This window comes from Tenacibaculum sp. XPcli2-G (assembly GCF_024124505.1).
GTDB classification, from domain to species: Bacteria; Bacteroidota; Bacteroidia; order Flavobacteriales; family Flavobacteriaceae; genus Polaribacter; species Polaribacter mesophilus.
This window is the reverse complement of sequence record NZ_JAMXSH010000002.1, coordinates 132,410-146,769: the sequence shown is the minus strand read 5'-3', so window position 1 is coordinate 146,769 and position 14,360 is coordinate 132,410. Positions and strand designations below refer to the sequence as shown.

Below are 14,360 nucleotides of genomic sequence, written 5' to 3'. Positions count from 1 at the left end.
TTAAATAGTAATTCAAGAAAGAAAGTTACCTGTGTAAAAAGCAGGTAGCTTCTAATAGCATAAAAACAATAATAGAAATGAAAAAATATACAATATTAGTTTGTTTATTCTTAGCTAGTTTTTTGTTTCATCAAACAGCCAATGCTCAGTTTGGTAATATGTTAAAAAAAGCTAAGCAAAAAGTAACAAAAAAAATAGAAGAGAAAGCTTCTTCATCAATAGAAAAATCAACTACAAGTTCAGATACTAATTCAACGTCTAATACAAATGAGTATTCAGATGAAGAGTTTAAGAAAGAGTTAGCTAAAAAGTATCCCAACGACAAAGAAAAGCAAGATTTTTATTTTAAAAAGTATAAAGAATATCAACAAAAACAAGTAGCGGAAAAAGAAGCTTTATTAGCTAAAGAAAATAGTAAAGGAACAGTTGTGAGCGAAATTCCTTCACCTATAGAAAGTAGTGAAAATGATAAATTTAAAGACAATCAAATTTATGTATTAAACAGAACGAAATTTAAAAAAATGCCTGCTTATGATGGTGGTTTTTCTGATAAGATGGAACTGTCTGGTTACTACCATTTATCACAATACTTTGTTAGAAATCCTTCAAGTCATTTTGATAGCAATCCAGGTGATATTTACGAAGGCTTTTCTATTGAATATGATCCAACATCATATCAGTTAAATGCATATTTTTCACCAAACCAAAAACGTTATGGTGTGGTTCCTGAAAAATATAGAAAATCTGCCGATAAAGGTAATATTCAGTTCCAATTTGGAATGGGAGGCGGACCAGAATGGACTAATGCTAATGTTCTCTTATTGGAACCAGGAGTATTATTAATTGGAGCAGAGGTATATCATAAAAACGATAACGTTGGTCATAAGTGGATGAATAATGCTCAACCAAAGCAGTTTGTAATAGCTGCAAAAAATCCAGAAAAAATTAAGAAGTATTATAAAAATCCTGAATTAACATCTCAAACAACTTTTGCTAAGTTTGATAACTTACGTAAAGATTGGTTAGGAGCAAAGTTAAATAGTGTAACAATGCCAGCAAAAGGGAGTTTTGATAAAAACTCAGCAATTAAAAATGCAGCTGTAAGTGGATTGAATAAATATTATGGTAAAATGAGTATGAAAAATATATATCAATACATGACATCTGATAAATGGTCAACTGTAAAACATAAGGTAACAGGGGTACCTTTATATCAATGGGCTGTAGGAGCTGTTGTACAGAAAAATTCAGATGGGCAATGTATGTTGCAACAGTTTATAGTAAGAAAAGATTATATAGGTGGAGGAAAATATGGGAGTCCTTTTTTTAATGGAATTAACAGAGGAAGTATTAGAGCTCCTTATGGAGGGTATGTAAAATGTGATGCTAAACCTAAAAACTAAAATACAGACTTTAAGTTAAGAATAGTTCTAAAAGGTGGTGTTTTGCGTATTATTGCATAACCACCTTTTTTTGTAATAAAATTAAATTTGTGAAAAAAACTTTTTATATACTAATCTTTATTTCTTTTCTCTTTGAAAATGTATTTTCACAGGAGCCTTTTTATACACAATTTACATCTGATGATGGATTAGTATCTTTAGCAAATTATAATATTATACAAGATAAAAATAACCTAGTTTGGGTTGGAGGGGAGCAAGGTTTGTTTTATTACAACGGTAAAAGATTTAGGCAAGTTAAAAATACTATTTCTACCACAAAAAGTATTTTTAACTTACAAATAGATAAGGAAGGACAAATTTGGTGTTCGACCATTTCAGGACATATTTATAAAGTAGTAAATAAAGAACTACAATTATTTAAAGATTTTTCAAATGAATTGAAAGGAGCATTTGCAAGCTTAATTGTTTTTAATGATGATGTGTTCTTTATATCACAAAGAAAAAGTTACCAAATAGATAAAAAAACTGCGTCGATAAAAAAAGACCTAAATGCCAATATTTCTAAAATAGCAAAAACAAAAAATGGTTTTTTTTACTACAATTTAAAAGAAGCTAATACTATAACTCAAGTTTATGAAGAAAGTGGGCAAGCAGTTTTTAAAAAAATAAACTTTGATATAGAAAAAAACTTTTTAAATGAAGGAAAGCTTCAAATGTTTGAATGGTTTGATGATGTTGTTGTTAAAGTAGAAAAGGAGAACTCAAAGATATTTTCAGTTAATATACATACGAGAAAAATAACTACCACAAAACTTCCTGAAGCTCTTAAAAAAGCACAAGTTTATAATACCAAAAAGTTTAAAGAAAACTGGTTGTTAACATCAAAAGGTATTTATATAACTTTAAACAAAAACAAAGTAAATAATACTAAACAAATTTTTAAAGATTATCATATAACTGATGTTCTAAAAGATAATGAGAATAATTATTGGCTTGCAACACTGCAAAATGGAATTTTCGTTGTGCCAAGTTTAGAAATAACGAAGAAAAGTTTTGTGGAAATAAAAGAAGATATTATCTCAATAGAAACCATTGGTAATAATAGATTATTATTAGGAACTCAAAATGGTAACTTAATAGATTACAATACAGAAGATAATTATTATAAAATTATCAGTTTATCTAATCAACGACCTGTTAATAGAATAAAATATAATAAAAACCTACAAAAAGCATATATAAGCACAAACGGAACCAGTAGCTATACATATGATATAAAAAAGTTGAAAATTACTAATGTAGGAAATCAGTTTACCACAGCTAAAGGTTTTACGAAAATAAATAAAGATTCATTGGTGTATCTATCATATCGACGTGCTATTATTTATACTCAACTTTCTAGAAATAAAGATTATATAGTTTTAGAAAACAAAAGACCTATTAGTACTCATTACGATTCAAAAAACAAACTTATTTACGTTACTTATATTGATGGAACAGTAGCCTATAACAATAAATTACAAACTATTCCAGTACATCATCAAAATAAACCTATTATTTTTTCTGAATACACTCAAATTACTAACGGTAAAATATGGGCAACTACAAGAGATAAAATTTTAGCTTTAGAGGCAGGAAAAGTAACTGATAGCATAACCTGTTTAAACGGATTGTTAAAATCTCAAATAAAAGGAATTTTAGGGAAGGACAATTTTCTATGGATTGTTACTGAAAAAGGAATACAGCGATACGATACAGATAAAAAAATAATAAATACAATAAACTTAACTGATAAAAGTGCTATAAAATTTAAAACTCCAGTAATACAAAATAATTATTTATGGATACCTGGTAACAATTTTTTATGTAGAATAAACACATCTGTTCCAGAGTTAATAGAACCAAAATTAGCTCCGTTAGCCTACATAAGTAATGTTAAAATTGGAGGAATAGAACAAGAAATAAAAACAAAATACAAACTGCCTTACAAAACTAACGACATTACATTTAACTTTAATGCTAATGGATTTAAATCTAGTAGTAAAAATGTTTTTCAATATAAACTTTTAGGTTTTAATACAGAATGGCAAACATCTGAGTTAAACGATGATGTAGTAAGATATATTGGAATTCCATCAGGAAGATATAAGTTTTTACTTAGAACTAAAAGTTTAGATGGAAGTATAGGAAAAGAAAGTAAAGGAGTTAAAATAATTGTACAAAAGCCTTTTTGGGAAAGTTGGTGGTTTATTGTGACAATATTTATAATATCTGTTTTAGGAATAATAATATATTACCGAATTAAATTAAAATGGAAAGAAGAGGAAGGAGAACGAGAACTAGAAAGGGTAATTTTAGATAGTAGAATAAGTAAGTTAAGGCTAGAAAACTTACGCTCACAAATGAACCCTCATTTTATTTTTAATTCCTTAGGAGCTATTCAAGATTATGTAATGAAGAATGAGAAATATTTAGCAAGTGATTACTTAGTTAAATTTTCTCGTTTAATAAGAATGTATTTAAATCATAGTAGAGTAAATGTAATACTACTCAAAGAAGAACTTAGTTCACTCGAGATTTATATATCATTAGAGCAATTACGATTTGAAAATAAATTTAAGGTTCACTTCTTAGTAGATAAAAACATAAATAAAGATCAAATTGAAGTTCCGCCGTTGTTTATACAACCTTTTGTAGAAAATGCTATAAAACACGGACTTGTTCATAAGAAAGACCGAGGGAATTTATGGATAACAATAGAAGAAAATATTAACAAGGTTTTAATTATAACGATAAAAGATGATGGTGTTGGACGAAAAAAATCTTCAGAAATTAATAAGAAAAGAAAAGGGCATAAGTCTTTTGCTGTAAACGCTACCCAAGAGCGAGTTTCGTTGTATAAGAAAGAAAAGTTATTTGATATTTCAGTAGATTTTACGGATAAAGTAGATGAAAACAATAATGCTACAGGAACGATAGTAACACTAAAAATAAAAAGAATTTAATAATGAAAGCTTTAATAATTGATGATGAGGCAAAAGCACGTAGTGTAATGAAAACGATGCTTACAGAGTTTTTTCCTGAAATAAAAAATGTTATTACAGCAGATAACTTAGTAGATGGAGTAAAGTCAATTAAAGAAAACAATCCAGACATTGTTTTTTTAGATATTGAAATGCCTGAGTACTCAGGTTTAGAAATATTAGATTTTATTTCAGAGCCTATAGAGTTTCAATTAATTTTTACAACAGCATATCAACAATACGCATTAGAAGCACTAAAATTATCTGCAATAGATTATTTGGTTAAACCAATTGACAGAGAAGAGTTACGAGTAGCTATAAATAAAGCAAAAGTTAATATTAACCAAAAAAAGGTAACAGCACAATTTTCAGAGTTAAAAAAAGCCATTCAATCATTATCATCACATAAAATAGCTTTAGAAGTACCAGGAGAAATTATTTTTGTTTCGCATGAAGATATTTTATACTTAGAAGCAGATGGAATGTATACAAAAGTACATTTAGCAAATAGAGAAAGAGAATTAATTTGTAAACCACTAGCATACTTTGAAAATCAACTTCAGGGAAACAACTTATTTTTTAGATGTCATAGATCTTACTTAATAAACCTTCATTATTTAGAAAAATTTGTTAAAAAAGACGGAGATTTTTTACTAATGCAAAATCAAACAACAATTCCTATTTCAAAAACAAAAAAGCAAGAATTTCTAAAAATTATAAAAGAAGTATTTTAGATTTGTAAAATGCAATTTTACCAAAAAGAAATTCAATTACCAGTATTTAATAGAGGCTATCACTTAATTACAGATGTTTTGTTAGAAGCACTTCCAGAGCTTGAAAATATTCAAATAGGACAGTTACAGGTATTTATAAAGCATACTTCTGCTAGTTTAACTATTAATGAAAATGCAGATCCTACCGTTCGAATAGATTTCGAATCGCATATCAATAAAATGATTCCTGAAAATATGCCATACTATAAACACGATTATGAAGGTGCCGATGATATGCCAGCACATATTAAAAGTTCTATGTTAGGATGTCAGGTACAAATTCCAATTACCAATGGAAATCTCAACTTAGGAACTTGGCAAGGAATATACTTAGGTGAGCACAGAAATTATGGAGGTAAAAGAAAAATAGTACTAACCGCTTTTGGAAATTAAATGAAGTATCATAAATTCAATTTTTACAGAAGTACGTACTGTGAGTTTGAAATGCAAAATGTCAATTTCTTTGATGATATGAAGGCACATTTTCAAAGTAAATCAGGTAGTTATTACTATTACACAGCGGAGGGTGTTTTTCGTTATTCAAATCACTGGGGTAGAGTTGCCAATTGTCGTTGGAAGATTCAGGGAATAGAAAACTATAAAAATCAAAATTATTATGTAGGGTACGCAAATTGGTCTGATTTTTATCCATTAAATAGTACTGATAAAGTATTCTATTTAGAAGTAGGTTATACAGTGCATAAAGTGAATATTAAAAGAGTTCAAAATAATTCAGAAGAAGCTCATTTTTTAATGACTTCAGAGTTTGCACATCAGCGTTTAAAACAAATTCAAACTCTGTTTAAAGAATACAAGTGGGCACGTTATTATGAAGAGGATATTGAAACTTTAAGAAGAAAAATAATTGACAAACTCATCACAACAAACAAAACCTTACAGCAAGTTAAATTAGAGTTATAAATCTTTATAATCTCTATTAACGCCAAGACTAAATCCAAAACGGGTGTCACTCTCTCTACCAAGTCTGTGAATAGCTACTTTACCTAATGGAATTTTACCAAACTCATTATTAGTAATTTCTTCATTATTTAAAAAAAGCTTTCCTTTAAACTGCTTTTGGGTGTTATACTCACTTCTATCTTTTTTATTTTGATAAACATTTATGGATAAAATATTATCTCTATCAGTATAACCGCAAAAAATACCATGTGTATCCCAAATAATATAATTATTACTTTTTTTTAATTCTCTACTAGGTTTGCCTAAAACATCAATTAAAGTATTATAATTAGTAGGAAATGTAAGAGGTTTATTATTAACATGTATAATGTTAGTATCACATATAATAGTTAAACTCGTTACTTTTTTCTTTTTAAAAAAATTAAACATGACAGTTATTGATTTGATTAACGGGGGCGAGCGTAAAACTAAAAAATAAATTTTAACTAACTCCTTTCTCTTTTAGTTAAATTTGCTAATTAGATTTAAAATCCTAATAAACAATGAACATACCTCAAACAAGTTTTCCTCGAATAATAATTATAGGAGGTGGGTTTGCAGGATTGGCAGTAGCAAGAGCTCTAGAAAACCAAGATTTACAAGTAGTATTAATAGATAAGCACAATTACCATACTTTTCAACCTTTACTATATCAAGTAGCCACAGGAGGATTGGAGCCTGACAGTATAGCGTTCCCTTTGAGAAAAAGGTTTAATGATGTAGAAAACTTTTTCTTCAGATTAGCAAAAGTAACCCAAATACATGCCGAGAAAAACTATATAGAAACTACGATAGGAAATTTAGAGTATGATGAGTTGATTATAGCCACAGGTTCAACAACAAACTTTTTTGGAAATACAAATATTCAAAAGTATGCTATGGAAATGAAATCGGTTCCACAAGCATTAAATATTCGTAGTTTGGTTTTAGAGAATTTTGAAGAAGCATTATTGGTAACCGATTTAGAAAAGCGAAGAGCATTAATGAATTTTGTTATCGTTGGAGGTGGGCCAACAGGAGTGGAGTTGGCAGGAGCTTTGGCAGAAATGAAAAAAGGAATTTTACCTAAAGACTACCCAGACTTAGATATTCGGCAGATGAAAATTAATCTCATTCAAAGCTCAGGAGAGCTATTAAAAGGAATGAGTAATGGAGCTTCTAAAAAAGCGGAAGATTTTTTAATAAAATTAGGAGTAGATGTGTGGAAAAATCTTCGTGTACTTGATTATGATGGAGAAACTGTTACTACAAACGGAGAAGATCATTTTAAAGCACAAACGGTTATTTGGGCAGCAGGAGTAAAAGGAGCTGCTGTTAATGGTTTAAATGAAGAATGTGTAGTTGAAAGAGCTAATCGATTTAAAGTAGATGAATACAACAAAGTAATAGGCTACAATAATATTTATGCTATTGGAGATGTAGCATGTATGGAAACTAAAACTTATAAAAGGGGGCATCCAATGATGGCGCAACCAGCGATTCAACAAGGACGATTATTGGGTAAAAATATCTTAGCCAAAATAAAAAGCAAAAAACAAAAACCATTTGTGTACAACAACAAAGGATCTATGGCAACCATTGGAAGAAATAAAGCGGTAGTAGATTTATCTCGTTGGAAATTTCAAGGAGTTTTTGCATGGTTTATATGGATGTTTGTACATCTATTTTCACTCATCGGATTTAGAAATAAAGCGGTAGTGTTTATGAATTGGGTATATAACTACATACGTTTTGATAGAGAAACAAGGTTAATTATTCGCCCTTATAAAAAGAAAAATAAGTATAGCTTTAAAGAACAAGAAAATGGCAATCACTAGAAATATTAAGTGTCCTAACTGTGGAGTTTTCAATAAAAATAGAGATTACTGTAAAAACTGTAATACATTAATTTCTTTTGAAAAAAAACAAGAAGAAAAAGTTACAGCTTATAAGCAAGAAGAACTCAAAAAAGCGAAGCATGAAATAGAAAATCCTAATTTAGCAGAACGGTTAAAAAAACATTCGTTTTGGCTGTACCGTATTGTTGGTTGGGTTTTATATTCAGCATATTTATTGGTGAGTGCTATTGGAGCTTTAATAGCATGGTTTATAGCAATGGTAGCAGCAGGGTAGGGTAGCGTGAAACAAAAGATACTTACATATTATTTTGCTATTTCAATACTAATAGGGAGTCTAATTTATATAGCACAAAAGTTAATTATAAAACTACCTACATTAGTTAATAATTATGTAAACGACTTTTTAATAATTCCTATAATATTAACTATATGCCTTTATATTTTAAGATGGAGTAAGAATAATAAACATTATCAAATACCATTAGGGGTAATGGTTTATATATGTGCATTATATTCATTTTTTTTTGAGTTTATAATACCGAAATATATGGAAAGATATACAGCGGACATATTTGATGTTATTTTATATTTTATTGGAGGTTTTGTATTTTTAATTTTGCAAGAAAAGGAAATTAATTCTTGATAAGTAGGTGTTTCTAAATAAGAAGTAGTTATGAACTCAACTAAAAAAATACCCAATAAAACAGTAATCCGTATAAGTAATGCTATTGATTTTATTGAAAGAAATTTGGATAAAAAACTTGTTTTAGAAGAAATAGCAGAAAAGGCATACTTCTCTCCATATCATTTTCATAGGCTTTTTAAAGCCGTAACCAAAGAAACGGTTAATGATTTTATAACGAGAAAGAGAGTAGAAAAGTCAGCTTCTTTTTTACTAAATAAAAAAGATAAAACAGTTACAGAAGTATCCGAAATAGTAGGTTTTGTAACCTTGTCATCATTTTCAAGAGCTTTTAAAAAGTTTTACGGAATGAGTCCTGCTGAATTTAAAAAAGAAAGTCCATCTAAATATAGCAAGATTTGTAAAACAGAAAGCAAGAATGGAAAAATAGAAACACAGTTTGAGCAATACATTTGTAATATAAATACAAACTTAAAATGGATGCAAATGAAAGCTAAAACCGAAGTAAAAAAAATGCCAACCTTAAAAGTAGCCTATTTAACACATCAAGGAAAAATGGATGCAGTAGAAAATGCTTACCATAAGCTAATGGAGTGGGCTTATCCTAAAGGGTTAATGCAGCAGGAAAATTTAAGAATGTTAACGGTATATCACGACAGTCCTAAAATTACTGATGAAGACAAAATAAGAATGAGTGTTTGTTTAACTTTAAATTCAGAGGTAAAAACTGAAGGAGAAGTAAGTGTAAAAGAAATACCTGAATTAAAATGTATAGTATCTCGTTTAGAAATTACTCCGTCAGAATTTCAACAAGCATGGGAAAGTAGCTTTGTGTGGATGAGTGAACATGGTTTCAAAAAAGCTGACCAAGATCCATATGAAATTTTTTATAACAACCCTAATGAACACCCCGAAGGAAAATGTATTGTAGATATTTGTATACCTGTTGACTAAAATATTGTAAAACATAAAAGGCATGACATTCTTTAGAATGTTATGCCTTTTTATTATACTTTATTGTTAAGATAACTCCTTTACAGCATCAGGTTTAGAAGTCAATATGCTTCTTACAACAAAATAACTAGTTAAGCCACAAACTAGCCCTACCATTGCAGCAGGAAAAATAGTATCATCACCTATTCCAATTGTAGAGGCAAATATTACAATTCCCAAAATTTCTGCTCCAAACCAAGAGCCAATCATTATACCTCTCCATTTATTAGGGCTTTCTCCTTTTTCTCCTGCTAATTCAGCTATTTTCTTACCTAAAAAAACTAATGCTAATATTTCTATCATATTTTAATTTTTGATTAAATTTTTCTTTTCATTCATAAAATACTTATGAGTTTAATAAAATTGCTAACAAATCTTACTGACAACTAAAAAATATAATGAAGAAATATATAGCAATTTTGAGAACACTAAATATAAAAAATATTTTAATCTATTCTATAATTTTAATGCGATCTGGGTAACGTTTTGGTGCTACAGGTTGTTCGTCAGGATACCCCAAAGCAACATTAATAGCGACTTCAAAACCTTCAGGAATGTTTAGTAGTTCTAAAATGTCTTTATTTTCTTCTAGATTTAAAATTGGTACTAAAGTCCCTAATGGGCACGTGCCTAAATCTATAGCATGCGCACTTAATAAAATGTTTTGTAAAATAATACCACTATCTAAATAGCTAATATTACTACTTTTATTTCTAGCTATAACAATAAGCGTTGGGGCGCTATGAAAAATGCTAAAACCAGGTTCTCTATAACGTGCGGCACTACCTTGAAACTCTTTGCCTTGTGCGTAATTTAAAAAACGATTATTAATTTCGATTAATAATTCTTGATTCTGAATAACGCGTACTTCCCAAGGTTGTTTATTCAATGCACTTGGCGCAAATAAAGCGCTTTTCATAACTGTATCTAATTGGGCTTTACTAACCTGTTGATCTGTATATTTTCTAATAGATCGGCGTGTTAAAATATTGTCTATAATGGCTTCGCGTTGTGACCCAGAATAGGTTGTTTTTTCTACGGGCTTTTCTTCACAAGAAAATAAAGCTATACTAAGAGCTAAAAACAAAAACTTCTTCATAATTACTACTGTATTGGATTGAATATTTTTTTACTAAATGAAAAATTAAATTTTAAAATAATATATATAATGTATAGATATACAACGTAAGCGGTTAAATGATAATAGTTAAGGGTAATAACAGATAAAGTAACACCTATAATAGCTAGCGTAAGAAAAAACAGCTGTTCTATTTGTATTTTTCTATTTATGCTTTTACCCCAAACTTTAGGTTTAAATGCTTGTGAAATTAAGTATGAAAACCCATTAAGGATTAAAATTGAAAAAGACATATACTCGTAACTAACGTTGCCTAAAAGCAATAAAAAAGCTACAAGTCCAATCATAGCGCCGTAATACAGTTTACCATTGGTATTGGTAGGGCTAGAAGGCATATCGGTAGCCATAAAAATAGTACCTAATAATACGCCTGCTAAAGAAAAATGATAATTTTCACCACCATCTATTAACCAAAAACCAAGAAAAAATACAGATAATAACGCTAGCGGAATATGCCAAGATATTCTATTTTTAAATAATAAATATAGTCCACCTAAGCTAATAGCCAATATTGAATATTCTCCCATAGCTCCACTAGTATTATAAACTAGTTGGTTTAAATATTGAGACAAAAATGGATGTTCTAAACCCGAGAATAAGTTAATACTTGGTGTGTTAACAAAGCTTTTGGTTGCCCAAATACTTGCCGAGGTCATAATTACAGGATAGAAAGTAGTCATAAATTCTCGTCCTACTAATGCAGGATTAAATCTATTTTTACCTAATCCGCCCCAAACTACTTTACCAAAAATAATCGCAGCAGCAGCACCAAAAGCAACGATATACCAAGGTGTTATTGGCGAAATTGTAAAACACATTAACAAAGCAGTTACAATAGCAGAGCCATCTAAAATACTTTTATAATTTTTTGTGTATAAGAACGCGCAAACAAGTTCTGTTAATAAAGCAGTTCCTATGGCCACTAACAGTAAGCTTAAAGCAAGCATACCAAACGCAATGATACTAATAATGGATAAAGGTAATAATGCAATAATAACATCTAACATCACAGCAGAAGTACTACCAAATTTTGGTTTTATATATGGGTTTAAACTCATGCTTGTTGTATTAAGGTTTTACCAGAAAAAATACTTTGCATTAAAGGCACATCACTAGGACATATATACGCACAAGCACCACATTCTATACAGTCCATTAAGTTAAAATCGTTTAACTTTTGAGTATCTTTATTTGCAGCATGACGCGCAAACTCCATTGGCATTAAACGCTGCGGACAAACATCGGTACAATATCCGCATTGGATACAGTTATAACGTTTGTTCTTAGGGTTTGGCATAGTCAATAAGCCTCCACTACCTTTGTTTATAGGTGTTTCTGGATGGTGTACAGCCTTTCCCATCATGGGACCTCCCAAAATAACCGTTTGCATATCGTTATCCCATGGTTGACCTAATGTTTCTAAAATATGATTTAAAGGTGTACCAATAGCTACTCTATAATTACCATGGTTTACAGCCTTCTCGCCAGAAATTGTAACAATACGTTCGGTATAAGGTTGTTGTTTATAAAATGCTTGATACAATGCCCATAAAGTACCAACATTATTAACCATAATACCATGATTTGCAGGAATACTACCTTTTGATATTTCTTTTTTAGTTAATGATTTTATAAGCTGTAATTCACCACCTTGAGGATAAGTGTTAGGTAATAATTTTACTTGAATTGTAATGCCTAATCTAGAGGCTACATTTTGCAAATGAGATTTTAATTCTTTGTGTTGTTTTTCAATACCAAAAATAATGTGTTTAGCTTTAATTACTTTTTGTACAACTTTAATGGCTTTAATTAATGCTTCTGCGTCTTGTTGCATAACCGCATAATCTGCACTCAAATAAGGTTCGCACTCGGCACCATTAATTAAAAAATACGATATAGATTGCGTATTGGTTTGATATTTTGTTGCAGAAGGAAAACGCGCGCCACCACTACCTTCAATACCATATTCTTTTATAAACGTAAGAATTTGTTCCTTTGTTAAAGCTTCAATATTAATTGGTTTTTTAGAAACTTCTTCTTCCCTAAAATTATTTTCAATTTTAATATAAGATGAACCATCATTGCTTATTATGTCTATCACAGTGCCTGATACTGGTGCATGTATTGATGACGCAAAAATACCTTCGGAACTAGCGATTTTTTGATGTTTCAAAATATTGTCACCTATACCTACCAAAGGCTTCAAATTACCTCGGTAAGCTTGTAAAGGCATATATAAGTATTTTGGAGTCGCAAGTGTTTTTATTGTTTTTGATTTTGTTTTCGATTTTAATGATGGAATATGCATCATAAGCTTAAAAAGGGTTTAAAATATTGCGAATGTAGTTGCATTTGGTGGTCTATAATATAAACTTCAAAATCAAACACTTTTTGAAGTTGAGACACTATAGTTTTAAATTGAGATATGTCTGCCCCAAATAAGGCTGTAGAAATCATATCGCCTAAACATGCCGATTTTGAACATAAACCAACTTGTAAGTTTTGCGAGGGAAATCCGGTTTGTGCATTTATAATATGACTATATTTTTTACCATTAATTTCTAAAAACTGAGTTTGAGTAGATGATAATGAAAAGCAAGTATTTTGTATCGACAAGCGTTTAAAGTTATTATCTAAATTAGGATGTGGTATTTTAATATACCATTGTGGGTGTGTGTTATCTGATAAGCCATAAATAGTACTACCACCAGCATTTATAATAGCATCTGTAACACCTTTGTTTTTTAAAAAGGCTACAAGTTGATCTACAGCATAGGCTTTTATAAACGATCCTGTAATTAACTCTTGTTGTGGTGCTATTTTTACATGATTACCATGTATTTGAATGTTTTTATAATTTACTTGTTTTAAACATCTTACTATTGCTGTTTCTTTAGGGGGTTGAGTAGGTTTTTCCTTATAAAATCCCCATAAACGTATTAAGGGCATAGCAGAAATATCATAACTTCCATTTGTTATTTCTGCTATTTTTATGGTTTGCTTTAGTAAATTAATTGTAACATTATCAACCGTAACCCAATAACCTGCATTGGTATTAATTTGATTAAAATAAGAACCTTTTTGATACGAATTGTAGGTGCTATCTACTATTTCTAATAAAGAGAAACAATCCTCTAACAAAGTTTCTGGATAATTTGCAGGAATTTTAATTTTAATATGACAATGAAATAGAAACCGGGTTTGTGTAATATAGGCTTTACTGGCTACTTGAGGCATTTTCATCTCCATCCAATTCTATAGTTGTTCGTCCTTTTTTTCGTAAAGCTTTGAAGTTTACATTTCCTAAATTTATTGTTTGAAAATAAAAATTAGAATTTTTCCATGTTTTTGTAATGGTGTCGTAGGTGATTTTTTGAGTTTCAAAACGTTTTTCAACATTGTCATTAACAGTAGCAAGTGCTTTTTCTCGTTTATATTTTTCTCGAGATTCTTGCCACTTATCCCATAAATTACGATTACCAAAAAGTAATAAACTAATGCCAAGAAGGTAAAGTATTATATGCTTAAAATTCATAGATTATATGTAAACTCCAAAGGTAACATCAATCGTGTTACAAATAAATAATAT

General features: G+C 29.6%; 15 protein-coding genes. 8 read left to right on the top strand and 7 right to left on the bottom strand.

All coding sequences use genetic code 11. The features are described from left to right. Positions 1 to 77 precede the first annotated feature (77 nt). The 5 genes from NH341_RS05345 (at position 78) to NH341_RS05325 (ending at position 6,120) form a co-directional block, all read left to right on the top strand. Positions 78 to 1,403, top strand: a complete 1,326-nt coding sequence (locus NH341_RS05345) for a hypothetical protein (RefSeq protein WP_047789318.1) — start codon at positions 78 to 80, stop codon at positions 1,401 to 1,403. Positions 1,404 to 1,492: 89 nt separating this feature from the next. Next, complete coding sequence (locus tag NH341_RS05340; RefSeq protein ID WP_253055924.1) at positions 1,493 to 4,408, top strand: histidine kinase; 2,916 nt, start codon at positions 1,493 to 1,495, stop codon at positions 4,406 to 4,408. Between the two features lie 2 nt (positions 4,409 to 4,410). Next, positions 4,411 to 5,160: a LytTR family DNA-binding domain-containing protein gene (locus tag NH341_RS05335; protein WP_047789316.1), complete on the top strand. Its 750-nt coding sequence runs from the start codon at positions 4,411 to 4,413 to the stop codon at positions 5,158 to 5,160. A 9-nt stretch (positions 5,161 to 5,169) separates the two neighbouring features. After that, on the top strand, positions 5,170 to 5,592 hold the full coding sequence (locus tag NH341_RS05330; RefSeq protein WP_253055922.1) for a secondary thiamine-phosphate synthase enzyme YjbQ: 423 nt from the start codon (positions 5,170 to 5,172) through the stop codon (positions 5,590 to 5,592). After that, on the top strand, positions 5,593 to 6,120 hold the full coding sequence (locus NH341_RS05325; RefSeq protein ID WP_159492500.1) for a hypothetical protein: 528 nt from the start codon (positions 5,593 to 5,595) through the stop codon (positions 6,118 to 6,120). It abuts the gene before it with no gap. Here NH341_RS05325 and NH341_RS05320 read toward each other — a convergent pair. Then, on the bottom strand, positions 6,115 to 6,549 hold the full coding sequence (locus NH341_RS05320; protein WP_047789313.1) for a hypothetical protein: 435 nt from the start codon (positions 6,547 to 6,549) through the stop codon (positions 6,115 to 6,117). The genes NH341_RS05325 and NH341_RS05320 overlap by 6 nt on opposite strands. A 113-nt stretch (positions 6,550 to 6,662) precedes the next feature. On the opposite strand from NH341_RS05320, the gene NH341_RS05315 reads away from it, so the two are divergent. From NH341_RS05315 to NH341_RS05305, 3 genes are all read left to right on the top strand, one after another. After that, positions 6,663 to 7,976 carry an NAD(P)/FAD-dependent oxidoreductase gene (locus NH341_RS05315; RefSeq protein WP_253055920.1) on the top strand — a complete coding sequence of 438 codons (1,314 nt, stop codon included), beginning with the start codon at positions 6,663 to 6,665 and terminating at the stop codon, positions 7,974 to 7,976. Next, positions 7,963 to 8,271 (top strand): hypothetical protein, encoded by a 309-nt coding sequence (locus NH341_RS05310; RefSeq protein WP_047789311.1) that lies wholly within the window; start codon positions 7,963 to 7,965, stop codon positions 8,269 to 8,271. The genes NH341_RS05315 and NH341_RS05310 overlap by 14 nt, the downstream gene beginning before the upstream one ends. Before the next feature lie 399 nt (positions 8,272 to 8,670). Continuing rightward, on the top strand, positions 8,671 to 9,594 hold the full coding sequence (locus NH341_RS05305) for a GyrI-like domain-containing protein (RefSeq protein ID WP_253055918.1): 924 nt from the start codon (positions 8,671 to 8,673) through the stop codon (positions 9,592 to 9,594). Between the two features lie 66 nt (positions 9,595 to 9,660). On the opposite strand, the gene NH341_RS05300 is transcribed toward NH341_RS05305, so the two are convergent. The 6 genes from NH341_RS05300 to NH341_RS05275 form a co-directional block, all read right to left on the bottom strand. Next, complete coding sequence (locus NH341_RS05300; protein WP_047789310.1) at positions 9,661 to 9,936, bottom strand: hypothetical protein; 276 nt, start codon at positions 9,934 to 9,936, stop codon at positions 9,661 to 9,663. A gap of 148 nt (positions 9,937 to 10,084) precedes the next feature. Beyond that, positions 10,085 to 10,732, bottom strand: coding sequence for a nitroreductase (locus tag NH341_RS05295; protein ID WP_073181315.1), 648 nt, complete (start codon positions 10,730 to 10,732; stop codon positions 10,085 to 10,087). 5 nt (positions 10,733 to 10,737) lie between these two features. Further along, a complete protein-coding gene (locus tag NH341_RS05290) occupies positions 10,738 to 11,829 on the bottom strand; it encodes an RnfABCDGE type electron transport complex subunit D (protein WP_253055916.1) in 1,092 nt (363 codons plus the stop codon). Beyond that, positions 11,826 to 13,082, bottom strand: a complete 1,257-nt coding sequence (gene rsxC, locus NH341_RS05285; protein ID WP_253055914.1) for an electron transport complex subunit RsxC — start codon at positions 13,080 to 13,082, stop codon at positions 11,826 to 11,828. The genes NH341_RS05290 and rsxC overlap by 4 nt, the downstream gene beginning before the upstream one ends. Beyond that, positions 13,079 to 14,014 carry an FAD:protein FMN transferase gene (locus NH341_RS05280; RefSeq protein ID WP_253055912.1) on the bottom strand — a complete coding sequence of 312 codons (936 nt, stop codon included), beginning with the start codon at positions 14,012 to 14,014 and terminating at the stop codon, positions 13,079 to 13,081. The genes rsxC and NH341_RS05280 overlap by 4 nt, the downstream gene beginning before the upstream one ends. After that, entirely contained in the window at positions 13,989 to 14,306 is a 318-nt protein-coding gene (locus NH341_RS05275; protein WP_073181312.1) for a hypothetical protein, read from the bottom strand. Before NH341_RS05275 ends, NH341_RS05280 begins: the two co-directional genes overlap by 26 nt. Between the last annotated feature and the right edge of the window lie 54 nt (positions 14,307 to 14,360).